This is a genomic window from Guyparkeria sp. WRN-7, from assembly GCF_001641825.1.
Lineage (GTDB): Bacteria > Pseudomonadota > Gammaproteobacteria > Halothiobacillales > Halothiobacillaceae > Guyparkeria.
This window is the reverse complement of the sequence record NZ_LRFH01000014.1, coordinates 186,986-209,829: the sequence shown is the minus strand read 5'-3', so window position 1 is coordinate 209,829 and position 22,844 is coordinate 186,986. Positions and strand designations below refer to the sequence as shown.

The window sequence follows — 22,844 nt, the reverse complement described above, 5'->3', positions numbered from 1 at the left end:
TCGCGGGAGCATAACCTTGATTGACGAGTCCGTAATTCGAGAACTTCTACGGCTAAACGGTGGAAGACTTCACCACAGAGAAGGGCAAGAACTGGAGTTTAAAGAACAGTTCAGCCTAGCTGCGTTAGCAGATTATTTTCGGGACTTTGCAGCGTTCGCCAACAATAGAGGAGGGCACTTGATATTTGGGGTTAAGGATGCCCCGCGCGTACTAATTGGGATGTCTGAGAAATCCATCGATCAGTTCCAAAAGATCGACCCAGAAAAAATCAGCGGATTTCTGCTAGAGACATTTTCATCCGAAATAGAGTGGACTCAGGCCAGCTTTGAAATAAACGAAAAAGTATTCGGTGTTTTCAAAATCGAGCCCTCGACATCGAAGCCAGTTATAGCAAGAAAAGATGAGGGGAAAAACCAAGCAATAAAAAACGGAGAGATTTACTACCGATACGGAGGGCGAACGCAAAAAATCCAAGGGGCTGAGCTGGAAAGCATAATATTTCATCGCATAGAGCAGAACAACCGAAGTTGGTTAGACCTAATGTCCAAAATCGGACGAATGGGCCCTCAGAATGCAGCGATCCTCGATACTGAAAGCGGTCTGATAGAAAAGAATGAAAATCAAATCATGGTCGTGGACGAAACACTTGCATCAAAGCTAAAGTTTATAAAACAAGGGGAGTTTGTCGAGAAAGGCGGATCTACCGCACTTCAGCTAGTAGGCGATGTAGTCCCTGTAGACCAGGTAGAGGTCGTAAAGAGAGTTAAGGAACACTTGACCAAGAACTACCCGCTTTCAGCACTTGAGCTTGCGGAGAAGGTCAAGTCGGCGGTTCCTGAGACAGGCCGGCACGAAGTATGGGCCTGTATAAGAGAGAATGACATAAAAAACAATCCGGATTATGCCGCCTACAATTTTCGCAACAAAAAGCAAGAAGACGAATTCAAGGAAACCGGCAAAATCCCGAAAGCGACCCCAAGCATTTACAACCACGCTGCCGTCGAATTCATCGCAAAAATTCTCAAGAACAAGCCGAACACCTAGAGCGTCGACTGACGACCGCTTAGATTTTTGCACGCCCCAAGGACATCCGCCTCATTAAATGAGAGCCAGAACCGCCTGCTAATGACCTGTTGTCTCGCTGGTATTCAGGACGCAGGGAGAGCTTATTTAAAGGATCAAGCAATCTTGAACGCATCTAGCGCCGCCCGTGCCGCCACCGCCCGGGCACGGACGCGCTTGGGCGCAGTGCCGCCCGGCAGGTCGCGAGCAGCCATGGAGCCCTCGACGGTAAGCACGTCGAAGACGTCCTCGCCGATGTGGCCCGAAAGCGCCTGTAGCTCGACCAGTGACAGGTCGGCCAGATCGCAGCCCTTGTCGGTGGCCTGGCGCACGGCCTTGCCGACGATCTCGTGGGCATCGCGGAAGGCCACGCCCTGGCGGACGAGGTAGTCGGCGAGATCCGTGGCGGTGGAGAAGCCCTGGCGGGCGGCCTCGCGCATGCGCTCGCGGTTCGGAACGATGGCCGGGATCATGTCGGCGAAGGCGCGCAGCGAGCCCATCAGGGTGTCGACGGTGTCGAAGATGGGCTCCTTGTCCTCCTGGTTGTCCTTGTTGTAGGCCAGCGGCTGGCTCTTCATCAGGGTAAGCAGGGAGAACAGGCTGCCGTAGACGCGGCCGGTCTTGCCGCGCACCAGCTCCGGCACGTCGGGGTTCTTCTTCTGCGGCATGATCGAGCTGCCGGTGCAGAAGCGGTCGGGCAGCTCGATGAAGTTGAACTGCGCCGAGGTCCACAGCACCAGCTCCTCGCTGATGCGCGACAGGTGCATCATCAGCGTCGAGGCGGCGGCGAGGAATTCGATCTGGAAGTCGCGATCGGAAACGGCGTCGAGCGAGTTCTCGCTGATGCCGTCGAAGCCGAGTTCCTTGGCCACCCAGTCGCGGTCGAGCGGGTAGGAGGTGCCGGCGAGCGCCGCCGAACCGAGCGGCATGATGTTGATGCGCTTGCGGGTGTCGATCATCCGCTCGACGTCGCGCTCGAGCATGTCGTGCCAGGCCAGCAGGTGGTGGCCGAAGCTGACCGGCTGGGCGACCTGCAGGTGGGTGAAGCCGGGCATGACGGTCTCCGCCTCGGCCTCGGCCAGGTCCACCAGGCCGCGGCGCAGGCGGTTGGCCTCCTCGATGATCGCGTCGACGGCGCGGCGCATGAACAGGCGGATGTCGGTGGCGACCTGGTCGTTGCGCGAGCGGCCGGTGTGCAGCTTCTTGCCGACGTCGCCGATGCGGTCGATCAGGCGCGCCTCGATGTTCATGTGCACGTCCTCGAGCTCCACCGACCAGGCGAGGTCGCCGCGCTCGATGTCGCCACGGATGTCCTCGAGGCCGCGGACGATCTTCTTGGCCTCGTCCTCGGTGATCACGCCGACGCGCGCCAGCATGCGGGCATGGGCGATCGAACCGGTGATGTCCTCGTCATAGAGGCGCTGGTCGAAGCCGATCGAGGCGGTGAAGGCCTCGACGAAGGCGTCGGTGGGCTCGGAGAAGCGGCCGCCCCAGAGCTTGGTGGCCGGGTTGTCGTCGCGATCGGTCATGGTGGTCCTCGAACGGATTCGGTTTCGCGTCGGGTCGGTCGTGCCGGCCCGGCTTGAGAATGGCGCGAGTATATCGCAGCCAGCGCCGGCGCCCTGAGACCCGCATCGATTCGCCTGCTGCCTTGAGGCAAGATAGACCCCGTCAGGCCACCGACGCGAAAGGAGTCGCCGCTTGCCCGTCCAATCCACCAACGCCTCCGCCACGGACACCGACCGCGCCGGCACGCTGCTGCCCGCCGCGCTGCCGGCGTTCTGCACCGCGCGGGTGATCCTGATCACGCTGGCCCTCGGGGTGATCCTGTCGCTGCTGCTCTCGCTGGTGCCGGGCGTGGGCACCGAGCGCTGGAGCCGCTTCGGCACCACGCTGTGGCTGGTGACCTGGATCGCGCTGGTGACGGTCGCACTCCTGTGCGCGAGCCGCCGCTGGCTGCAACGCCTTCCGCTGGCCGCGCTGCTGGCGACGGTGGTGGTCCTGCTGCTCGCGGTGACGGCCGCCAGCAGCGCGGTGGCCTTCTCCGCCCTGCTGTCGGTCGGCTGGGAGCCGGGCGAGACGGCCGGGCGCTTCGTGCTGCACAACCTCGCCATCGCGCTGGTGGTGGGGCTACTGGGCATCTGGGTGTTCTCGCTGCACCTGGCCAACGCCCGCCAGATCAACGCCGCGGCCGAAGCCGAGCTGTCCGCGCTGCACGCGCGCATCCGGCCGCACTTCCTCTTCAACAGCCTCAACACGGTCGCCGAGCTGATCCACGAACGCCCCGAGGCCGCCGAGCAGGCGGTGCTCGACCTCTCGCGGGTGTTCCGTGCCGCGCTGGCCGCCGACGAGCGGGTCACGCTTGCCGAGGAGATCGAGCTGGCGCGCCGCTATCTCGACCTCGAGCAGTGGCGACTGGGCAACCGCCTGCGCGTCGACTGGCAGCTGCCCGAGCCACTGCCCGAGATTCGCCTGCCGGTGCTGACCCTGCAGCCGCTGGTGGAGAACGCCGTGCGCCACAGCGTCGAGCGCCAGCAGGCCGCCGGGCCGATCCGCATCGAGTGCCAGCCCGGACGGCGTTCGGTCGGTCTGGTGATCGAGAACGATCTGGTCCCCGGCGAGGATCGCCACGGCAACGGCATGGCGCTGGCAAACATCGCCGACCGTCTCGCGCTGGTGTTCGGCGAGGCGGCCTCGCTGCGGGCCGGGCCGGTGGACGGGCGCTTTCGCGTCAAGCTGGTGATCCCGCAACCGGGAGGGGCGGCCTGATGCGCGCGCTGATCGTCGACGACGAGCCGCTGGCACGCGGGCGGCTGCGCCGGCTGCTCGACGGGCTGGGCGGTGTCGAGGTGGTCGGCGAGGCCGGCAACGCCGAGGAGGCCTGCGAGGCGATGCGCAACGTGCCGGACCTGGTGTTCCTCGACATCGAGATGCCCGGCGAGGACGGCATCCGTCTCGCCCACCGGCTGCGCAAGGCCGACCTACCGCCGGCGATCATCTACACCACCGCCCACGCCGACCGGGCCCTGCCCGCCAGCGAGACGGCGCCGGCCGGCTACCTGCTCAAGCCGGTCGAACCGGCGGCTTTGCGCGCGGCGATCGACCGCGCCGCCCAGCCGACCCGCTGCCAGCAGGCCGAGCGGCCGACGCTGAACGTGCGCCTCGGCCGCGAGGAGCTGTGCCTGGGCACCGAGCACCTCGTCGCCGCCCTGGCGGAGGACAAGGCCACCCACCTGTATTTCCTCGACCCGGCCGACGGCCGCCGCCGCGAGGCGTGGATCGAGGCCAGTCTCAACGAGCTGGAAACCCGCTTCGACCGCTGCTTGCTGCGACTGCACCGCAACAGCCTCGCCAACCCGCGCCGGATCGTCTCGGTGACGCGCGAAGGCGGCGTGCACCACTGTCATCTCCGCGATCTCGACGAGCCGCTGGCCATCAGCCGCCGCGCCTGGCGCTCCGTGCGTGCGGCACTGGAGAAACCCGAGACCTAAGCCCTTGTCCGAAGGCAGATTGTCGCATTTGTGCGACACTGGGTTCTATTGCCGCCGGATCGAACTTGGGCCGGGTGACACAAGCGGAGATCGACGATGATGCAATGGCTCAACGAGCTGTGGTTCCTGACACTGGAGGCCGCCCCCTGGCTGCTGCTGGGGCTGGTGATCGCCGCGCTGATCAAGGCGTTCTCCGACCGCCTGGCGATCGCCCGCTACCTCTCGGGCGAATCGACCGGTGCGGTGGTGCGCGCCTCGCTGATCGGCGCGCCGCTGCCGCTGTGCTCCTGCGGCGTGGTGCCGGCGGTACTCGGCCTGCGCTCGGCGGGTGCCGGCAATGCCCCCTCGATGGCCTTCCTCGTCGCCACCCCGGAAACCGGACCGGACTCGATCAGCGTCAGCTACGGCCTGCTCGGCCCGGTCTACGCCATCGCCCGGCCGATCGCCGCGATCATCGGCGCGATCGCCACCGGCCTGGTCAGCGGCCGCTTCGGCGGCACGACCCCGGCCGCCGGCACCGTATCGAGCGACGCCAGCGGCGACAGTTGCTGTAGCGGCGAGACATCGACCAGCTGCTGCGAGTCGACCCCCGCCCAGGCGAGCGAAGGCTGCTGCGAGACCAAACCGGACGAGACGAGCGGCGACTGCTGCGGCAGCGAGGCGCCGGCCGTACCGCGCACCGGCGAACGACTCGCCCACGGCTTCAACTACGCCTTCGGCCAGGTGCTGATCGATATCGTGCCGTGGATGGTCTTCGGTCTGGCGATCGCCGCCACCGCCGTGGTGCTGATCCCGGAGGGGTTCTTCGACCAGCCCTGGGGCATCGTGGGCAGCTACCTGCTGATGGCGGTGATCGGCGTGCCGATGTACGTCTGCGCGACCGCCTCGACACCGATCGCCGCCGGTCTTCTGGTGGCGGGCATGTCGCCGGGCGCGGCGCTGGTGTTCCTGCTGGCCGGCCCGGCGACCAACATCGGCACGCTCGGCATCCTCAGGCAGCACTTCGGCACGCGGCGGATCGGCCTGTATCTCGCCAGCGTGATCGCCAGCGCCCTGATCGCCGGCATCACGCTCGATCTCCTGTGGCGTCAGTTCGACTGGGCGCTGCCGGAATCGGCACCGGCCGGTCACGCCATGGCGGGCGACTGGCTGGCCATGGGAGCACTGACGGTGCTCGTGATCGCGACGCTGTCCGCCTACTGGCGCCGGCATCGGAAAAACCAGACGCCAGAGGAGGGAGCCTGTGGCTGTTCGGAAGACCGGGATGGATCTCAGTGACAGCGAGCAAGTCACGCTCGGACTGATCAGCGACACGCACGGCACGCTGGTCTGCGATCTGCTGCCTTTGCTAGCCGAGTGCGACGTGATCGTCCACGCCGGCGACCTGCTCGACCCCGGCGAGCTGCGCCAGCTCATTCCGCGCTCGGGCCACGTGGTCGTGGTGCGGGGCAACAACGACACCCCGTCACAATGGCCCGGCGGTTACGACGGCCTGCTCGAGTCGCTGCCCGAACAGGCCGAGATCGCGCTGCCGGGCGGGCTGCTCGTGGTCGAGCACGGCCACCGGGTCAACCCGGCCCGCACCCGCCATGAACGCCTGCGCCGCCGACACCCCGAGGCGCGGGCGATCGTCTACGGCCATACCCACCGCCGCGTCATCGACACCGACGAGACACCCTGGGTGCTCAACCCGGGTGCCGCCGGACGCCAGCGCGCCTACGGCGGCTCGGGATTCCTGCAGCTGGTCGCCACCCGGGACGACTGGCATGTCGAGCCGATCACCCTCCCCAAGGGCTCGCGGGACACGTACACTTCGGCCAACCGACATTCCGAAGGGCGGCCATGACGAACGTACTGGGCGTTGGCATCGCCACGCTGGACATCATCAACGAACTCGAGCACTACCCCGAGGAGGACAGCGAGCAGCGCGCGCTCTCGCAGCGGGTCGAGCTGGGCGGCAACGTCGCCAACAGTCTGCGGGTGCTGCGCCAGTTCGGTCATCCCTGCGACTTCGCCGGCGTGCTGGCCGACGACCCCGACGGCCGGCGCATTGCCGAGCTGATGGACCGCTACGGCGTCGACACCCGTCATGCCCGCCACGTCGAGGGGCACGCGCCCACCTCCTACATCACCGCCAACCGGGCCACCGGCAGCCGCACCATCGTGCACTACCGCGATCTGCCCGAGTTCGACCTGGGATCGTTCATGGCGATCGATCCGTCGCGCTACGACTGGCTGCACTTCGAAGCGCGCGCCTGCGACGAGACCGCCGCCATGCTGGCGCTGGTCCGCGCGCAGGTCACCGACCAGCCGATCTCGCTCGAGGTGGAAAAGGACCGCGAGCACCTCGACCAGTTGTGGTCGTTCCCCGACGTGATCTTCTTCTCAAAGGCATTCGCCCAGGGGCGCGGCTTCGACGACCCGGAGGCCTTCCTCGGCGAGGCCCGCGGCTGGGCACCGCAGGCGATCCTGGTGCTTGGCTGGGGCAGCGCGGGGGCGTGGCTGTCGTTGCCCGATCAGGCCGAGGCCGCTCATGTTGCTGCCCGGGCGGTCGATACGGTAGTGGACAGCATTGCCGCCGGTGATACGCTGATCGCCGGGTTCATCCACGCCCGTTCGCGCGGATCGAGCTCGCTGGAATCGCTGGAATTCGCCGCGCGGCTGGTCGAGCGCAAGCTGACGCAGGCCGGGCTGGCGGGGCTGGGCCCCGACGATCCGGCGGCCGACCCGCGGCTGCTGTGCCGGCTGGAGGACCTGGAGGACGTCGATGCCCTCGGTGTCTGGCCCGGCGGACGCGCCAAGGGACCGGCCCCGCTGATCGTGACCCGCGAGGGCGAGCGGGTCTGCGCCTGGCGCAACGTCTGCCCGCACAACGGCTCGCCGCTGTCGCGCGAACGGCACGATTTCCTCGAGACCCACGAGGGGGAGCGCCAGCTGCGCTGCAATGTCCATCAGGCCTATTTCCGTCTGGAGGACGGCCTGTGCACTGCCGGCCCCTGCGAAGGACAACGGCTCGAACCGGTCGAGCTGGAACGGATCGACAACCGCCTCTACCTGGCCGACCGGTAGCGCTGAGGACATCGAGAATCGGATGAAGGACCTCCATCACGACATCACCCACTGGCTCGAGGAATTGCCCGACCCGTTGATCGGTCGTGATCCCGAAGGCCGGTTGCAGCTGATCAACCGCGCGGCCCGCTCGATACAGCAGGGTGGCCCGCTGGAGAGCCTTCTGGAGGGCGCCGACACCGAATCGCCGCCCCGTCTGGTCAGCCATGCGAGCACCGAGCGCGTCTACCGTCACCAGCCGCTTGGCAAGCACCCCGATCCCGATGCCGGATTGCACGAACTGCACCTGCTGCAGGACGTGACCGGCGAGCAGCGCGCCGAGGCCCAGCTGGCGGAGAACGAGCGGCTGATCCGCGTCCTGATCGACGCCAGTCCCGACGTGATCATCATCAAGGATGCCGAGGGCCGCTGGCTGCTGGCCAACCGCGCCGCCCTCGAGCTGTTCCGCCTCGAGGGCCTGCCCTGGTGGGGTCGCAACGACGACGCCCTGGCGGAACTGACCGAACCGGTCTTCCGCGACGCCTTCTATCACTGCGCCCAGTCCGATCAGCGGGCCTGGAAGGCCGGTGAACTACACAACGAGACCGAGGTCGTCGCCTCCCCCCAAGACGACGAGCAGGTGTTCGAGACACTCAAGCAGCCGATCTTCGACGCCGACGGCAAGCGTCACGCGCTGATCGTGATCGCCCGCGACATCACCACCCAGCTGCGGACCCAGGCGGAGTACGAGGACCTGGCGATCCACGACGAGCTGACCCATCTCTACAACCGCCGTTTCTTCCAGATCGAGGCGCAGCGACGTCTCGACGAGTTCGGCCGCTCCCATCGCCACGCCGCCGTGGTGGTACTGGACCTCGACCGCTTTCGCACCCTCAACGAGTGTCACGGCCACGACGAGGGCGACCGGGTCATCCGCCAGATGGCCGACCGCCTGCGCGAGCTCGGCGCACGGCAGGACTGGCTGGTGGCGCGACTGGCCGGCGACGAGTTCGCCATCCTCGCCGGCGACCTCGAGCCGCAGGACGGGCTGCCGGTCCTGGGCCGCGAGCTGCGCGAACTGACGCGGCGCTCGTTCGAACTCGAGAGCGGCCACTTCAACATGACCGCCAGCGGCGGCATTGCCTACTGGCCGACGCACAGCCGCCACATCTCCCAGCTGCTCAGCCAGGCCGATTCGGCGTTGTTCGAGGCGAAGAAGAACGAGCGCGAACCGCTGGCCGAATTCAGCCCGCGGCTGTCCGAACGGCAGATCTGGCGCTCGGCGATGATCGGCGCGCTGCGCGACAGCCTCGAGAACGACCGCTTCCACCTCGTCTACCAGATCCAGCAGGATGCCCTCGGTCTCGCCGTGACCGGCGTCGAGGCCCTGCTGCGCTGGGACGCGCCGGACCCGCAGCTGCAATGCGGCCCGCAGGATTTCATCCCCTTCCTCGAGCAGTCGGGACTGATCGTCGAGGTCGGCGGCTGGGTGTTGACCGAATCGGCCTGCCAGGCCGCACGCTGGGGACGCGAGACCGGTGAACCGATCACCGTGTCGGTCAACGTCTCCAGCGTGCAGCTGCACGCCCCGTGCTTCGCCGACCGGGTCGCCCGGGCACTGGAGATCTCGGGGCTGTCCCCCGAACTGCTGGAGCTGGAACTGACCGAGACCGCGCTGGTCCATGACCCGGAGCAGGCGGCCACCATGCTGAGCGCGGTCCGGGAGCTGGGCGTGCGTCTGGCGCTGGACGACTTCGGCACCGGCTATTCCTCGCTGAGCTACCTCAAGCGGTTTTCCTTCGACCGGTTGAAGATCGACCAGGGCTTCGTCCGCGATATCCTCGGCGACCGCAACGACTTGGAGATCGTCAAGGCGATCATCGCGATGGGGAACGCCCTGTCGCTGGAGATCATCGCCGAGGGGGTCGAGACCGCCGAGCAGCGCGACCTGCTCGACTCGCTCGGCTGCCACTCGTTCCAGGGTTACCTGATCGGTCGACCGACGCCGCCCGAGGCCATCCGCCCGCTGCTGGGCGTACGCCTGCTGTGACCCGACCACCCATCCCGACACGAGGCATGACATGACCACACGCGCGCAATGGATCGAGGAGACGCTGCGGGACGCGCTCGCCCCGACCCATCTCGAGATCACCGACGAGTCCGGCCAGCATGCCGGCGACCGGGTCGAGAGCCATTTCCGGGTCGTGGTGGTCAGCGATCGCTTCGAGGGGCAGATGCTGATCAAGCGTCATCGCCTGACACAGGACCCGCTCAAGTCGGCCTTCGAGCAGGGCATGCACGCGCTGGCCCTGCACACCTACACCCCCGCGGAATGGGCCGAGCGCCAGGACGCACCGGCCTCGCCCCCCTGCCGCGGCGGCGGGCACTGACGCCCGCCCGCTAACCCGAGTTTTCCACTCGGGTTTGTTTACAGCCGGGTCACGGCGGTCTAGTCTTCCCGCCTTTGTCCCCCGGCCTGCCGAGACCCCATGCCCCCACGCGGGGCATTTTTGTACCTGAACCGCCGGGCGACTCAAGCATCGAACCCGGGATGGGCGATACCGATCCGACGGCGTCGGTGCCGCCATGTCCCGTCCGCTTTCATTGCTACCGGAGTTTTCCCGATGAAGACCAGAACCCTGCTCGTCGCAAGCCCGCTGCTCCTCTCCCCCCTGTTTGCCTCGCCGGTACTCGCCGAGGAAGAGGGTGACGGTAACTGGAGCGGCTCGACCGAGTTCGGCGCCTCCATTACCACCGGCAACACCGACTCCTCGACCCTCAACGGCAAGCTCAAGATCGGTTACGAGAGCGAGCCGTGGAAGCACCTATTCCGCCTCGAGGCGCTGCAGGCAAGCGAGGACGGCGAGGACACCGCCGACCGCATCCTGAGCGAATTCGAGAGCGATTACTCGCTGACCGAGCGCGACTACCTGTTCGGCGCGCTGCGCGGCACGCGCGACGAGTTCTCGGCCTACGACTACCAGGCCAGCGCGGCGGCCGGTTATGGTCGCAAGCTGTGGATCTCCGACAAGGGCTACTGGGACGCCGAGATCGGTCCGGGTGTGCGCGTGTCCGAGACCGACGCCGGAGAGCGGAACACCACGCTGATCGCGCGTCTCGCCAGCGGCTTCGAGTACCAGTTCTCCGACTTCGCCAAGTTCAACCAGGACGTCACCGTGCTGGCCGGCGAGAACAACACTGAGATCGAATCGGTCACCGGCCTGACTTCCGCCCTGACCGAAACGCTGGCGATGAAGCTCTCCTACACGGTCCAGCACAACACCGAGGTGCCGGCCGACACCGAGAACACCGACACCTACACCTCGGTCAACATCGTCTACAACTTCGACTGACGGCGTCTCCCGCGAACGCAAAAAAGGCCCGGTCGGTCGCTACCGCCGGGCCTTTTTTGTGCCGGGTGATGTCGCGCGGGGCCGGATCAGTCCGGCAGGACCATCACGCCGTCGATCTCGACCTCGGCGCCCTTGGGCAGGGCGCGCACACCCAGTGCCGCCCGCGCCGGGAACGGTTCGTCGAGGTATTCCTTCATGATGCCGTTGACGGTCTCGAAGTGCGACAGATCCGGCAGGTAGATCTGCAGCTTGACCACGTCCGCCAGGTCGCCACCGGCGGCCCGGCAGACGGCGGTGAGGTTGTCGAACACGCGCCGGGTCTGTGCCTCGATGCCACCCTCGACCAGCGTCATGCTGGCCGGATCGAGCGCGATCTGACCGGAGAGGTAAACGGTGTCGCCCACGCGCACGGCCTGCGAATAGGGACCGATCGCGGCCGGGGCGTCGTCGCTGTGGATGATTTCTCGTCGGCTCATGCTGACTCCTCGAAGGGTTGGCGATGATCAGTGGCGCGAGACGCGCACCACGTCACGCAGTTGCTTGATCGAGCGCATCACCCGGGCCAGATGCGTCCGGTCGGTGACGCGCACGGTGATGTCGATGATGGTGAGATTGACGTCGCGATCGTCGAAGCGCACGTCGTCGATGTCCGAGCCGGCATCCGAGACCGCCGCGGCAATCCGCGCCAGCCCCCCGCGCACGTTGTTCGCGTGGATGCTGATCTGCGACTGGTACTCGCCGGAGGGCTGCTGCTCCCAGTCGACCGCCAGCCAGCGCTCGGGGTGCTCGCCGGCATCGGCCGCGTTGGGGCAGCCCTGGCGGTGGACGACGATGCCGCGACCGGTACTCAGGAAACCGACCACCGAGTCGCCCGGCACCGGGTGGCAGCAGCCGGCAAAGCTGACCACCAGCCCTTCCGTGCCGCTGATGATCACCGGCGCCTGCTCCGGCGGAAGACCGCCTTCCGGCTCGGTCAGCTCGATCTTGCCCGCCTCGGCCTTGAGCAGGCGCACCACCAGCGGCGCCATGCGGTTGCCGAGACCGATCTCGCGCAGCAGGTCGTTGAAGCTTTCCTGGTGGTATTCACGCAGGAGCTTGTCGACGCGGCTCTCGTCGAGATCCTCGATGTCGCAGCCCTCGGCGGTCATCGCCTTGGAGAGCAGACGGTGGCCGAGGCGGATGGCCTCGGCATCCTGCAGGTGCTTGAGGTAGGCGCGGATGTTCGCCCGGGCACGCGCGGTGACCACGAACGACAGCCAGCTCGGATTGGGCACGGCCCCCGGCGCGGTGATCACCTCGACGGTCTGACCAGACTCCAGCGGCGTGGACAACGGCGCGAAGCGCCGGTCGATCTTGCAGGCCACGCAGGTGTTGCCGACGTCGGTGTGGATCGCGTAGGCGAAGTCCACCGCGGTGGCACGCCGAGGCAGCTCGATGATCTCGCCCATTGGCGTGAAGACGTAGACCTCGTCCGGGAACAGGTCGACCTTGACCGACTCGAGGAATTCCTGCGGGTTGCCGGCCTTCTGCTGGATTTCCAGCAGGTCGCGCAACCATTCACGAGCACGCGTCTGGGTGACCGAGCCGTGGTCGCCCTGCGCCTTGTAGAGCCAGTGAGCCGCGATCCCCGACTCGGCGAACTGGTGCATCTCGTGGGTGCGGATCTGCACCTCGAGCGGAATGCCGTGCGGGCCGAACAGGATGGTGTGCAGCGACTGGTAGCCGTTCGCCTTGGGAATCGCGATGTAGTCCTTGAAGCGACCGGGCAGCGGCTTGTAGAGGTTGTGCACGATACCGAGCGCCCGGTAGCAGTCGTCGACCGACTCGACCAGCACCCGCACCGCGAACACGTCGAACACCTCGCGGAAGGAGAGGCGTTTCGACTGCATCTTGCGGTAGATCGAGTAGGGCCGCTTCTCGCGGGCGAGGATGTCGGCGGTCAGGCTCTCGTGGGTGAAGCGCTGTTCGAAGCGCTCCTGGATGCCGGCGACGATTTCCTTGCGATTGCCGCGCGCGCGGCGTACCGCCTCGCTGAGGATGCGGTGGCGCAGCGGGTGGAGCGAGGCGAAGCCGAGATCCTCGAGCTCGTGACGGATGGCGTTGAGGCCGAGGCGGTTGGCGATCGGCGTGTAGATGTCGAGCGTCTCGCGCGCGATGCGACGGCGCTTGTCCGGACGCATCACCCCGAGAGTGCGCATGTTGTGCAGGCGGTCGGCGAGCTTGATCAGGATGACGCGGACATCCTCGACCATCGCCATCATCATCTTGCGGAAGTTGGCCGCCTGCGCCTCGGCCTTGGACTTGAAGCGGATCTGGGCCAGCTTCGAGACGCCGTCGACCAGGTGCGCGACCTCGTCGCCGAACTCGGCCACGATCTGGTCATGGGCGATGTCGGTGTCCTCGACGACATCATGGAGGATGGCCGCCACGAGGGTGGCCTCGTCCATGCGCAGGTCGGCGAGGATGTGCGCCACCGCGATCGGGTGACTGATGTAGGGCTCGCCGCTCTTGCGCGTCTGGCCGGCGTGGGCCTCGGCGCCGAACTCGAACGCCGTTCGGATGCGGGCGATGTCCGCCGAGTCGAGATACTCGGCAAGATGCTGCGCCAGGGGCGCGAAAAAGACGTCGGTCAGGTGCGACTCGGCCGACGGGGCGGCGGTCGGCGTTCCTGTCTGGCCGCTGTCCACGTCCACCCCGTACCGGCCGACCGGATCAGGCCTCGTCGGGGGCAGTCGGGGCCGCCGCCGCGCGGCCGCTCTCGGCGCTCTCGTCGGCAAACTGGGCCAGCTCAGCGCGGATCTCCTGCTCGGTGATCTCCGAACGCGACAGGGTGATCTGGTTCTCGATCTCCTCGATCCGGGCGCGGTCGATCTTGCCCTCGCCCAGTTCACGCAGGGCGATGACGGTGGGCTTTTCCTTGCCCATCGGCACCAGCGGCTCGGCGCCGTGCTCGATCTGGCGAGCGCGCTTCGCGGCGGTCAGGACCAGCTCGAAGCGGTTGGGGATCTTGTCCAGGCAGTCTTCTACGGTTACGCGTGCCATCGGTGTTTTAGCCTCGGTATACAGGTTGGACGGCCCGGTCATCCTGGGGATGGCCGGGCCGTGTCTCGATTCGTTATCGATCGGATGAGATCAACAGTTTACGTTCAGTCGACCTCGCCCAGCAAATCGGCGATCAGCGCCGGGTGCCGTTCGCGCTGCCGGTCGGTCTCCAGCATGGCGGCGGTGAACAGCGCATCCAGCTCCTCAAGCGACCGGTCGAAGTCGTCGTTGATCACCAGGTAGTCGTACCAGTGGCACTGCTGCATCTCGCGGCGCGCCTCCGCCAGCCGGCGGGCGATCACCTCGTCATCGTCCGAGGCGCGATTGCGCAGCCGGGCCTCGAGCTCGGCGGTGCTGGGCGGCAGGATGAAGATGAAGATCGCCTCGGGGAACAGCTTTTTTACCTGCGCCGCCCCCTGCCAGTCGATCTCGAGGATCAGGTCGTAACCGTGATCCAGCTGTTCGCTGATCGCCGCCTTGCTGGTGCCGTAGTAGTTGTCGAACACCTTGGCGTGCTCGACGAACGCCTCCTGCGCCAGCATGGCCTCGAACTGGGAGATGTCGACGAAGTGATAGTGCTCGCCGTTGACCTCGCCGTCACGCCGTGGCCGGGTGGTGTGCGAGACCGACAGGGCCAGCTCCGGCCGCCGCTCGCGCAGAGCCTTGATCAGGCTGGTCTTGCCTGCCCCGGAGGGCGCCGAAATCACGAATAGCTGTCCACGCGGCGTTGCCGTCATCGTCTCTCCGTCCGTTTGGGTTCTCGTTCTGGGTCAGCGGGTCACCCGGGTGGTGCCGTCACGCGCCTCGATCACGCGGACGCGCTCGCCGGGCTGGAAGGATACATCGGCCGCCTGCACGATGCTGACCGTCCGGCCGTTGTCGAGACGCACGGTGATCTCGTAGCCCGGCTGTCGGGTGACGCCTTCCTCGGCCGCCGCGCCGGCCAGGCCGCCCAGCACCACGCCGCCGACGGTAGCCAGCGAACGGCCGGTACCGCCGCCCACCTGGCTGCCGAGGATGCCGCCGGTGACCGCACCGGCGCCCGCGCCCACCGGCGTCTTGGTGCCCTCGATCTGCACCGTGCGGATGCTCTGGACGGTGCCGTAGTAGACGGTCTGCATCTGGCGCGCCGAATCCCGCGAGTAGGCGTCACTGGAGAGGCTGCTCGCACAGCCGGAGAGAAAGGCCAGGCCGGCGGCAGCCAGCACGATGGTGATCAGGTGTTTCATGTGGAACCTCCGCGACAGCGCCCCTTCCGGGAGCATAGGAAAAGTATAAGTCAGATCCCCGTCGCGCCCGAGGGTTCCGCCGGGCCCGACCCGATCAACGGTAGTCGATGATCAGCGGCGCGTGGTCGGAGAACTTCTCCTCGCGATAGACCTGCACCTGGGCCAGGCGCGGCTCGAGATCCGGGGTGACGATCTGGTAGTCGATCCGCCAGCCGACGTTGTTGTTCCAGGCGTTGGCCCGGTTCGACCACCAGGTGTACTCGGCCTCGTCGGGCTTGAGGGTGCGGTGGGCATCGACGAACCCCAGGTCGTCGAACACCCGGTCGAGCCAGGCCCGCTCGTGCGGCAGGAATCCCGAGTTCTTGCGGTTGTTGCGCCAGTTCTTCAGGTCGATCTCGCGATGGGCGATGTTCCAGTCGCCGCAGAGGATCAGCGACCGGTCCTTCTCGCGGAATTCGTTGAGCATCGGCAGGAAGGCCTCGAGGAACCGGTCCTTGGAGGCCTGCCGGTGATCGCCGGCCGAGCCCGACGGCAGGTAGAGCGAGGCGACCGTCATGTCCGAGAGCTCGAAGGCGCAGTAACGACCCTCGGCATCGAACTCGGCCAGCCCCATCTCGGTGGTCACCGATTTCGGCTCCTCGCGGCTGTAGATGGCCACGCCGCTGTAGCCCTTGCGCTCGGCATCGACGTAACGGCAGTGGTAGCCCTCGGGCCAGAAGGTCGGATCCTTCTCCAGCTGCCAGGCCTGGGCCTTGGTCTCCTGGATGCAGACCACGTCGGCATCCGCGGTGGCCAGCCAGTCGAAGAAGCCCTTGCGCGCCGCGGCACGGATGCCGTTGGCGTTGAAACTGATTACCCGCATGTCCTCGTCCGGTCGGTTGGATTGCGAAAGGCTTCGAATTCTAGAGAATCCCGGCCCGAAGGCATAAAAAAACCCCGACCATCCGGTCGGGGCAGCGGTTCTTCCTTGAGGAGCCACTGATTGGGATCACCGCCGCGCGGCTTAGTTCCCGGGCTCCTCCGATCGAATCAGTCGAGATCGACCGCGAGGAACAGCGGCTGGCCCCGGCGCAGCAGGCGGATCGCCACCGGCCGGTTCTCCGGCGCGGCATCGAGCGCCGTGGCCAGGTCGCTCTCGCTGCGGATCGGCCGGCGATTGACCTCGAGGATCACGTCACCGGTCTCGAGCGCGCCGGCAAACGGCGAGCCGGACTCGATCGATTCGATCGACACGCCGTAGCGCACGCCCAGCGAACCGCGATCGTCCTTCTCCAGCGGCACGACCGAAAGCCCGTAGGTCGACAGTGCGCCACCGCCGGCGGCCATCGCCCCGTCGAGCTCGGCCAAGGTCACGTCGAAGGTCTTTTCTTCGCCGTCGCGAATCACCGTCACGGTGGCGGACTCGCCAACCGGGGCGCTGCCCACCAGGCGCGGCAGCTGGCCGGAACGCTTGATCGGCTTGCCGTTGAAGGCGGTGATGATGTCGCCGGACTCGATGCCGGCCTCGGCCGCCGGGGTGTCCGGCTGGACCTGGGCGACCAGTGCACCGCGCGTATCCTTGAGACCGAAGGAGCGAGCCAGCTCGTCGGTGACCGGCTGGATGACCACGCCGAGGTAGCCGCGGCGCACCTGGCCGGTCTCCTTGAGCTGGTCGGCGACGTTCATGGCGACGTTCATGGGAATCGCGAACGAGATGCCCATGTAGCCGCCCGAGTTGGTGTAGATCTGCGAATTGACGCCGATCACCTCGCCGTCGGCGTTGATCAGCGGGCCGCCCGAGTTGCCCGGATTGACCGGCGCGTCGGTCTGGATGAACGGCACGTAGGTCTCGTTGGGCAGGTCACGACCGATCGCCGAGACGATGCCGTGCGTGGCCGACTGGTCGAGACCGAAGGGTGCGCCAATCGCCAGCACCCATTCGCCCACCACGACCTCGTCGGAATCGCCGATCTCGACGGTCGGCAGGTCGTCGGCATCGATCTTCAACAGGGCGATGTCCGTGCGCGGGTCCTCGCCGATCAGCTCGGCGGTGTACTCGCGCTGGTTGTTGAGCCGCACGCTGATCTCGTCGGCGCCGCGCACCACGTGGGCGTTGGTGATCACGTAGCCGTCCTCGCTGACGATGAACCCCGAGCCGAGCGACTGGGCCGGGCGCGAGCGCGGCATGGGCTGTTGCGGCATCTGCTCGAAGAAGTCGCGGAACATGTCACCCAGCGGGCCGGGCGGCAAGTTCGGCATCTGCGGCGGCTGACCGCTCCGACCCGCCTGCTGTCCCTTGGTGACGGTATTGATGTTGACCACCGCCGGGGCGTTTTCCTTCGCCAGCTTGGCGAAATCGGGATACTTCGCCTCGACCGGCGTCACCACCAGCACCATCGCCGCGAGCAGGGCGACGGCGGCAAGCGCGGTCGAGCGGCGGGCTGTCACGAAATTCATCATCGACGAACTCCTATTCCGGGTACGGAATCACGGCAAGTGAGCAAATGAGCCCGGGCGGCGGGCCGACCGACGCTCCGGATTCGATGAGATAGGGCTGATCGCATGAAAGTTCAACCACCCGGGCGTACCGCATGCATCGGGATGCGACGGTCGGCAAGCGCCTGTTCGAGGGCGACGATCGCCCGGTCGACCTCGTCCTGCGGACCCTTGAACCCCAGTTCGAGCAGGCGACGCTCCGCCGACAGGACCGGCAGGCTGAACAGGCGCAATGCCGGGTGCGCCGAACAGAACGCCTCCATCAGGTCGACCAGTTCGCTCTCGGGTGTATCCACCAGCCAGACGGAGCGCTCGACGTACTCGGCATCACCGAGCTCAGACAGCGGTCCTGCGAGAATCCCGTCGAGCATGGCATGGGCCATCTCGGGGAAGCCGGGCAGGAAGAAATGCCGTTCGAGCGAGAACCCGGGCACGCGGTTGAACGGATTGGGCACCAGCACCGCCCCTTCGGGCAGGTCGGCCATCAGGATGCGCTTGGGGTAGGCCTGCTCGCCGAACTGGCCCTCGATCAGGGCCACCGCCTCCGGGTGGCGCACCAGCGGCCGGCCGAAGGCGGTCGCGGCGCAGGCCCGGGTGAGATCGTCCGGGGTCGCACCGATACCGCCGAAGCAGAACACGGTCGCCCCGTCGGCGCGACTGCGGCGCAACAGGTCGACGATGGTGACCTCGCGGTCGGGCAGGAACTGCGCCCAGTCGACCACCAGTCCTCGCGCGGCCAGCCGCTCGGTGACGGCAGCGAGATGACGGTCCTGGCGGCGACCCGAGAGGATCTCGTCGCCGATCACCACCACGCCAATGCCCGCGAGCGGACCACTGGAGCGCGTATCAGCCATGACCGTCGCGCCCCTTACTGCTTGGCGCCGACCTTGAGCGCGTTCTCGCGCACCCGTTCGCGCTCGCGCTGGTCCTCGACCGAATCGAACTCGCTGTGCTCGACCCACCCCTGGGTGTGCTGACGCACCAGGCGGGCCAGGCCGTCGAGGTGATCGGCGCGCTCGTTGAGTGCCGGGATGTAGTGGTAGGTCTCGCCGCCGGCCTCCTCGAAGTACTCGCGGTTCTCGTCGCCGATCTCCTCGATAGTCTCCAGGCAGTCGGCAGAGAAGCCCGGGCAGACCACCGCGACGTGCTTGACGCCCTGGCCGGGCAGGGCCTTGAGGGTCTCGTCGGTGTAGGGCTTGAGCCACTCCTCGGGGCCGAAGCGCGACTGGAAGGTGACCATGTAGTCGTCCTCGGACAGGCCGAGACGCTCGGCGACCAGCCGCGAGGTGACGTAGCACTGGCAGTGGTACGGATCGCCGTTGAGCAGGTAGCGCTTGGGCTCGCCGTGGTAGCTCATGATCAGCTTGTCCGGCTTGCCGTGCGCGTCGATGTGCTCCTGGATGCTGGCCGCGAGCGCGTCGAGGTAGCCCGGATCCCGGTGATACTGGTTGATGGTGCGCAGCTCCGGCACCCAGCGCCAGTGCATCAACTCGTCGAAGACCGCATCCAGGGTCGAGGCCGTGGTCGCCCCGGCGTACTGCGGGTAGAGCGGCAGCACCACCACGCGCCGGCAGCCGGCCTCGCGCAGCTCGTGCAGGGCCGAGGGCACCGACGGGTTGCCGTAACGCATGCCCAGCGCCACGGTCACCGGTCCGGCCATCTGTTCGGACAGGCGTTCCTGCAGGCCCTTCTGCTGTTCGCGGGCGATGGTCAGGAGCGGCGAGCCCTCGGCGTGATGATCCCAGACCGAGCGGTAGGCCTCGGCGGACTTGGCCGGCCGGGTACGCAGCACGACGCCGTGCAGGATCGGCCACCACTTCCACTTCGGCAGCTCGATCACGCGCGGATCGGAAAGGAACTGCTTGAGGTAGCGGCGCAGCGCCGGCGCCTCGGGCGCGTCGGGCGTGCCCAGGTTGAGCAACAGGACGCCGAGCCGCTCCGGGCTGCCGTGCTTGTAGTCCGGTTCACCTTGGTAATGCATTCGATGGCCTCAACAATTTTCGACGAGTATCCTACAGTCTGAACGTACCCGGTCGGCGCACCAACAGGCGCCACCGGACCCGAAACACCGGGTCATTCTAGGCAAAGCATGCTTGCGTTGCCGGGCCGATGTCACCACATCCCGGCAAGCCACCTTTTCATTCCCTCGGGCGCCCCCGAAACCGAATCAATACAGGAGTTCTTTCTCACCATGGCCGAAAGCAACACCCGCCACAGCAAACTGCTCATCCTCGGCTCCGGTCCGGCCGGCTACAGCGCGGCGGTCTACGCCGCTCGTGCCAATCTCGACCCGGTCCTGATCACCGGCATGGAAATGGGCGGTCAGCTGACCACCACTACCGAGGTGGAGAACTGGCCGGGTGATCCCAACGACCTGACCGGCCCGGCCCTGATGGACCGCATGAAGGCGCACGCCGAGAAGTTCGACACCGAGATCATCTTCGATCACATCCACTCGACCGATCTCGAGAACCGCCCGTTCACCCTGAACGGCGACCAGGGCACCTATACCTGCGATGCGCTGATCATCGCCACCGGCGCCTCGGCCAAGTACCTCGGGATCGAATCCGAACAGGCCTTCCGCGGCAAGGGCGTATCGGCCTGCGCGACCTGCGACGGCTTCTTCTACAAGAACCAGACCGTCGCCGTGGTCGGCGGCGGCAACACCGCCGTCGAGGAGGCCCTGTATCTGTCGAACATCGCCTCGAAGGTGCATGTGGTGCACCGCCGTGACCGCTTCCGCGCCGAGGACATCCTGATCGACCGCCTGATGAAGAAGGCCGAGGAAGGCTCGGTGGAGATCCACTGGAACCAGGAAGTCGACGAAGTGCTCGGCGACCAGATGGGCGTCAACGGCCTGCGCATCAAGGACAAGGCCGGCGAGACCACCGACCTCGAACTCCAGGGCGTGTTCATCGCCATCGGCCACCAGCCCAACACCGGCATCTTCGAGGGCCAGCTGGACATGGCCGGCGGCTACATCAAGGTCAAGAGCGGCACCGAGGGCAACGCCACCGCCACGTCGGTCGACGGCGTGTATGCCGCCGGCGACGTCATGGATCACGTCTACCGCCAGGCAATCACCTCGGCGGGTACCGGCTGCATGGCGGCCCTCGACGCCAAGGCCTTCCTGGAAAAGCAGGGCGACTGAGCCCGACGCGGTTCACCCGGCCGGTGATGCCACCGGCCCCGATGCAGAGGCACGCCGATCATGGACCCAACCATTGCCGCCTACGTGGTACTGCTTGCCCTCGCCCTGGGCCTGACCGGGGCATTGCGGGCCGAACGCGAGCACTGCGGCCGCGGGCTGCTGATCGTCACCACCCTCTCGGGGTTCCTGGTCGTCGCCGCGGTCAGCGCCCTGCTCACCTCGCAGAGTGCGCTCGAACTGCTGCTTTCCACGGTCGCCGTCTTCTTCGGTGCTCAGGCCGCCGCCACGGCCTTCCTGCTGCTACGCCAGGAAGTCCACGCCGAACCGGAGGACGAGATCGACGAGCAGGAACTGCTCGACGAGGAAACGAACCGGGAGCAGCTGCAGCGGCGTGAACACCGTCACGACGGGGAGGCCCACTGATGGGTATCGGACTGATCATCGACAACGCCGGCTGGTTCGCTCTCGGCCTGGTGCTGATCGCCCTCTCGGCACTTACCCATCCGTCACGGCGACGGGTCTGGATGTGGGCCCTGCCGCTCGCGATCCTGATCGTCCTGGCCGGGGCGCTCTTCCCCGGCACCTCGGGCGAGTTCCCGGGCTCGACCTGGAAGGCGTGGCTGGCCATCGCGGCCCTGGCCTTCGGTGTCGCGGCCGCACCGTGGTACGAAGCGAACCGCGACCAGGACACGCGACTGATCGACCTGGTGCGTGGCGCGGCCATCGTGCTGGTGGGCAGTGGCATCACCATCACCCTGCTCGGGCTGATCGGCTGGGAGCAGACCACGCGCTACATCGCCGCCTGGGACCTGCGTCTGGCCGCCATGATCGGTATCTTCATCGGGGTCTGGACCGGGCTGACCGGGCTGATGCACTGGCTGCGCCTCAAGGGAACCCTCAAGGCCAGCGCGCCGGCCTCGCGCAACCAGCAGCTGGCCCAGTGGGCGGTGCTGGGCATCATCATCGTCCTCGGCGCGGTGGCCGTGCTCTACCCGGATCTGGCCACCGCGCCGCTGGTGCTGTTGATCGTGCTGGCGATCGAATGGGCCGCCCTCGGCGCCCTGGCGCATCCGCACGAGGACCTGCTGCACATCCAGGCCCGCCATGTCGGCCTGGTCGGGGTCGCCATCGTCACGCTCGGCTACGTGCAGAGCAGCCTGTTGCTGCTGGTGATCGGCGGGCTGGTGGTTGCCGGCTCGATCCACTTCGTCAAGCGTCAGGGCGCGTTCTGCCAGATCTCGCGGCGGCCCTTCTACGCCGACGAGACCGAAGATGCCCGGCCCCCCGAGGCGGAGAACGGCCTCAGTCGTGACTGAGGTCGTCGAGCGTCAGCGAGAAGGCGTCGACGAAATGCTCGCGGAAGTACCCCACTGACGGCAGGTCGGTCATCTCGTCGAGCTTCTGCTCGAGGAATTCCTCGGCACGGCGGAATTCCCGATTGCCAGCGGCGCGCTCCTCGATGCACTTGAGGTAGGCGGACAGGGAGTCGGCCGCCTTGACCAGACGCAGCACCTCGGGCTCGATCCGCGCGCTCTCGATCACCTCGGCGAACGACTCTCGCAGAACCGCGGGCAGCTGCCCGACGAGCTTGCGCTCGGCATGCGCTTCGAGCGCCTTGTAGGAGTCACGGATGTCCTCGCGGAAGTACTTTACCGGCGTGGGCAGATCACCGGTGATGATCTCCGAGGCATCGTGATAGAGCGCTACGCTCACCACCCGGCCGACGTCGTTGTCCTCGCCGAATTCCTGATTGCCGATCACCGCCAGCGCATGGGCGATCATCGCCACCTGCAGGCTGTGTTCCTGGACGTTCTCGCTGCGCGTATTGCGCATCAGCCCCCAGCGGTAGATGTATTTCATCCGCGAGATGTAGGCGAAGAAATGACTCTCGTCGGGGCTGTGCTTGGGGCGTTGTTCGGTGTCGCTCATCGGTTGCCTGGAAATCTGCCTGGAAAATCGGGTACGTGTCTGGGTTGACGGGCCTGCGTCGAG

Annotated in this window: 23 protein-coding genes; 12 read left to right on the top strand and 11 right to left on the bottom strand. The window is 66.7% G+C overall.

The genetic code is table 11. The annotated features are described in order from the left end of the window. Positions 1 to 16: 16 nt before the first annotated feature. Complete coding sequence (locus tag AWR35_RS05580) at positions 17 to 1,045, top strand: ATP-binding protein (RefSeq protein WP_197408141.1); 1,029 nt, start codon at positions 17 to 19, stop codon at positions 1,043 to 1,045. Positions 1,046 to 1,179: 134 nt separating this feature from the next. Here AWR35_RS05580 and argH read toward each other — a convergent pair whose 3' ends face one another. Then, positions 1,180 to 2,592 carry an argininosuccinate lyase gene (gene argH, locus AWR35_RS05575; protein ID WP_058574960.1) on the bottom strand — a complete coding sequence of 471 codons (1,413 nt, stop codon included), beginning with the start codon at positions 2,590 to 2,592 and terminating at the stop codon, positions 1,180 to 1,182. Between the two features lie 172 nt (positions 2,593 to 2,764). On the opposite strand from argH, the gene AWR35_RS05570 reads away from it, so the two are divergent. The 8 genes from AWR35_RS05570 (at position 2,765) to AWR35_RS05535 (ending at position 10,955) form a co-directional block, all read left to right on the top strand. Next, a complete protein-coding gene (locus AWR35_RS05570) occupies positions 2,765 to 3,832 on the top strand; it encodes a histidine kinase (RefSeq protein ID WP_058574959.1) in 1,068 nt (355 codons plus the stop codon). Continuing rightward, the gene (locus AWR35_RS05565) at positions 3,832 to 4,554 is read left to right on the top strand and encodes a LytTR family DNA-binding domain-containing protein (RefSeq protein ID WP_058574958.1); all 723 of its coding nucleotides are present in this window, start codon (positions 3,832 to 3,834) and stop codon (positions 4,552 to 4,554) included. Before AWR35_RS05570 ends, AWR35_RS05565 begins: the two co-directional genes overlap by 1 nt. A 96-nt stretch (positions 4,555 to 4,650) precedes the next feature. Beyond that, entirely contained in the window at positions 4,651 to 5,832 is a 1,182-nt protein-coding gene (locus AWR35_RS05560) for an SO_0444 family Cu/Zn efflux transporter (protein WP_058574957.1), read from the top strand. Then, positions 5,819 to 6,400, top strand: a complete 582-nt coding sequence (locus AWR35_RS05555; protein WP_058574956.1) for a YfcE family phosphodiesterase — start codon at positions 5,819 to 5,821, stop codon at positions 6,398 to 6,400. The genes AWR35_RS05560 and AWR35_RS05555 overlap by 14 nt, the downstream gene beginning before the upstream one ends. Beyond that, positions 6,397 to 7,623 (top strand): PfkB family carbohydrate kinase, encoded by a 1,227-nt coding sequence (locus tag AWR35_RS05550; RefSeq protein ID WP_066185080.1) that lies wholly within the window; start codon positions 6,397 to 6,399, stop codon positions 7,621 to 7,623. Before AWR35_RS05555 ends, AWR35_RS05550 begins: the two co-directional genes overlap by 4 nt. A gap of 22 nt (positions 7,624 to 7,645) precedes the next feature. After that, positions 7,646 to 9,652 (top strand): GGDEF domain-containing phosphodiesterase, encoded by a 2,007-nt coding sequence (locus tag AWR35_RS05545; RefSeq protein ID WP_058574955.1) that lies wholly within the window; start codon positions 7,646 to 7,648, stop codon positions 9,650 to 9,652. A gap of 31 nt (positions 9,653 to 9,683) precedes the next feature. After that, entirely contained in the window at positions 9,684 to 9,992 is a 309-nt protein-coding gene (locus tag AWR35_RS05540) for a BolA/IbaG family iron-sulfur metabolism protein (RefSeq protein ID WP_058574954.1), read from the top strand. A gap of 234 nt (positions 9,993 to 10,226) precedes the next feature. Then, positions 10,227 to 10,955: a DUF481 domain-containing protein gene (locus tag AWR35_RS05535; RefSeq protein ID WP_058574953.1), complete on the top strand. Its 729-nt coding sequence runs from the start codon at positions 10,227 to 10,229 to the stop codon at positions 10,953 to 10,955. Between the two features lie 86 nt (positions 10,956 to 11,041). Here AWR35_RS05535 and AWR35_RS05530 read toward each other — a convergent pair whose 3' ends face one another. From AWR35_RS05530 to hemH, 9 genes are all read right to left on the bottom strand, one after another. Then, complete coding sequence (locus AWR35_RS05530) at positions 11,042 to 11,431, bottom strand: RidA family protein (RefSeq protein WP_058574952.1); 390 nt, start codon at positions 11,429 to 11,431, stop codon at positions 11,042 to 11,044. Between the two features lie 27 nt (positions 11,432 to 11,458). Continuing rightward, positions 11,459 to 13,648, bottom strand: coding sequence for a bifunctional (p)ppGpp synthetase/guanosine-3',5'-bis(diphosphate) 3'-pyrophosphohydrolase (locus AWR35_RS05525; protein ID WP_058574951.1), 2,190 nt, complete (start codon positions 13,646 to 13,648; stop codon positions 11,459 to 11,461). Positions 13,649 to 13,667: 19 nt separating this feature from the next. Then, entirely contained in the window at positions 13,668 to 13,997 is a 330-nt protein-coding gene (gene rpoZ, locus AWR35_RS05520) for a DNA-directed RNA polymerase subunit omega (protein WP_058574950.1), read from the bottom strand. Positions 13,998 to 14,101: 104 nt separating this feature from the next. Next, the gene (gmk, locus tag AWR35_RS05515) at positions 14,102 to 14,734 is read right to left on the bottom strand and encodes a guanylate kinase (protein WP_058574949.1); all 633 of its coding nucleotides are present in this window, start codon (positions 14,732 to 14,734) and stop codon (positions 14,102 to 14,104) included. Positions 14,735 to 14,767: 33 nt separating this feature from the next. After that, positions 14,768 to 15,226 carry a glycine zipper 2TM domain-containing protein gene (locus AWR35_RS05510; RefSeq protein WP_058574948.1) on the bottom strand — a complete coding sequence of 153 codons (459 nt, stop codon included), beginning with the start codon at positions 15,224 to 15,226 and terminating at the stop codon, positions 14,768 to 14,770. Positions 15,227 to 15,320: 94 nt separating this feature from the next. Further along, the gene (locus AWR35_RS05505; protein ID WP_058574947.1) at positions 15,321 to 16,088 is read right to left on the bottom strand and encodes an exodeoxyribonuclease III; all 768 of its coding nucleotides are present in this window, start codon (positions 16,086 to 16,088) and stop codon (positions 15,321 to 15,323) included. 167 nt (positions 16,089 to 16,255) lie between these two features. After that, positions 16,256 to 17,662, bottom strand: a complete 1,407-nt coding sequence (locus tag AWR35_RS05500) for a DegQ family serine endoprotease (protein WP_058575252.1) — start codon at positions 17,660 to 17,662, stop codon at positions 16,256 to 16,258. Positions 17,663 to 17,775: 113 nt separating this feature from the next. Continuing rightward, positions 17,776 to 18,555 (bottom strand): competence/damage-inducible protein A, encoded by a 780-nt coding sequence (locus AWR35_RS05495; protein ID WP_058574946.1) that lies wholly within the window; start codon positions 18,553 to 18,555, stop codon positions 17,776 to 17,778. Between the two features lie 14 nt (positions 18,556 to 18,569). Then, a complete protein-coding gene (hemH, locus tag AWR35_RS05490) occupies positions 18,570 to 19,682 on the bottom strand; it encodes a ferrochelatase (RefSeq protein WP_058574945.1) in 1,113 nt (370 codons plus the stop codon). A gap of 210 nt (positions 19,683 to 19,892) precedes the next feature. Here hemH and trxB point away from each other — a divergent pair, with 210 nt between their 5' ends. Genes trxB through AWR35_RS05475 form a run of 3 tightly spaced genes read left to right on the top strand, consistent with a single transcriptional unit; the run spans position 19,893 to position 22,168 of the window. After that, entirely contained in the window at positions 19,893 to 20,852 is a 960-nt protein-coding gene (trxB, locus tag AWR35_RS05485; protein WP_058574944.1) for a thioredoxin-disulfide reductase, read from the top strand. Between the two features lie 60 nt (positions 20,853 to 20,912). After that, entirely contained in the window at positions 20,913 to 21,275 is a 363-nt protein-coding gene (locus AWR35_RS05480) for a hypothetical protein (RefSeq protein ID WP_058574943.1), read from the top strand. Then, entirely contained in the window at positions 21,275 to 22,168 is an 894-nt protein-coding gene (locus tag AWR35_RS05475) for an NAD(P)(+) transhydrogenase (Re/Si-specific) subunit beta (protein ID WP_058574942.1), read from the top strand. Before AWR35_RS05480 ends, AWR35_RS05475 begins: the two co-directional genes overlap by 1 nt. Here the strand turns inward: AWR35_RS05475 and yfbR are convergent. Then, positions 22,155 to 22,781, bottom strand: coding sequence for a 5'-deoxynucleotidase (gene yfbR, locus AWR35_RS05470; RefSeq protein ID WP_058574941.1), 627 nt, complete (start codon positions 22,779 to 22,781; stop codon positions 22,155 to 22,157). The genes AWR35_RS05475 and yfbR overlap by 14 nt on opposite strands. Positions 22,782 to 22,844 lie beyond the last annotated feature (63 nt).

Excerpts from the sequence above, each read along its gene's own strand:
- AWR35_RS05560 (WP_058574957.1), top strand. The coding sequence starts at position 4,651 with ATGATGCAATGGCTCAACGAGCTGTGGTTCCTGACACTGGAGGCCGCC.
- yfbR (WP_058574941.1), bottom strand. The coding sequence starts at position 22,781 with ATGAGCGACACCGAACAACGCCCCAAGCACAGCCCCGACGAGAGTCAT.
- AWR35_RS05545 (WP_058574955.1), top strand. The coding sequence starts at position 7,646 with ATGAAGGACCTCCATCACGACATCACCCACTGGCTCGAGGAATTGCCC.
- AWR35_RS05530 (WP_058574952.1), bottom strand. The coding sequence starts at position 11,431 with ATGAGCCGACGAGAAATCATCCACAGCGACGACGCCCCGGCCGCGATC.
- AWR35_RS05500 (WP_058575252.1), bottom strand. The coding sequence starts at position 17,662 with ATGAATTTCGTGACAGCCCGCCGCTCGACCGCGCTTGCCGCCGTCGCC.
- hemH (WP_058574945.1), bottom strand. The coding sequence starts at position 19,682 with ATGCATTACCAAGGTGAACCGGACTACAAGCACGGCAGCCCGGAGCGG.
- AWR35_RS05565 (WP_058574958.1), top strand. The coding sequence starts at position 3,832 with ATGCGCGCGCTGATCGTCGACGACGAGCCGCTGGCACGCGGGCGGCTG.
- AWR35_RS05510 (WP_058574948.1), bottom strand. The coding sequence starts at position 15,226 with ATGAAACACCTGATCACCATCGTGCTGGCTGCCGCCGGCCTGGCCTTT.
- trxB (WP_058574944.1), top strand. The coding sequence starts at position 19,893 with ATGGCCGAAAGCAACACCCGCCACAGCAAACTGCTCATCCTCGGCTCC.
- AWR35_RS05555 (WP_058574956.1), top strand. The coding sequence starts at position 5,819 with ATGGATCTCAGTGACAGCGAGCAAGTCACGCTCGGACTGATCAGCGAC.
- gmk (WP_058574949.1), bottom strand. The coding sequence starts at position 14,734 with ATGACGGCAACGCCGCGTGGACAGCTATTCGTGATTTCGGCGCCCTCC.
- AWR35_RS05535 (WP_058574953.1), top strand. The coding sequence starts at position 10,227 with ATGAAGACCAGAACCCTGCTCGTCGCAAGCCCGCTGCTCCTCTCCCCC.
- argH (WP_058574960.1), bottom strand. The coding sequence starts at position 2,592 with ATGACCGATCGCGACGACAACCCGGCCACCAAGCTCTGGGGCGGCCGC.
- AWR35_RS05475 (WP_058574942.1), top strand. The coding sequence starts at position 21,275 with ATGGGTATCGGACTGATCATCGACAACGCCGGCTGGTTCGCTCTCGGC.
- AWR35_RS05540 (WP_058574954.1), top strand. The coding sequence starts at position 9,684 with ATGACCACACGCGCGCAATGGATCGAGGAGACGCTGCGGGACGCGCTC.
- AWR35_RS05495 (WP_058574946.1), bottom strand. The coding sequence starts at position 18,555 with ATGGCTGATACGCGCTCCAGTGGTCCGCTCGCGGGCATTGGCGTGGTG.
- AWR35_RS05505 (WP_058574947.1), bottom strand. The coding sequence starts at position 16,088 with ATGCGGGTAATCAGTTTCAACGCCAACGGCATCCGTGCCGCGGCGCGC.
- AWR35_RS05550 (WP_066185080.1), top strand. The coding sequence starts at position 6,397 with ATGACGAACGTACTGGGCGTTGGCATCGCCACGCTGGACATCATCAAC.
- rpoZ (WP_058574950.1), bottom strand. The coding sequence starts at position 13,997 with ATGGCACGCGTAACCGTAGAAGACTGCCTGGACAAGATCCCCAACCGC.
- AWR35_RS05480 (WP_058574943.1), top strand. The coding sequence starts at position 20,913 with ATGGACCCAACCATTGCCGCCTACGTGGTACTGCTTGCCCTCGCCCTG.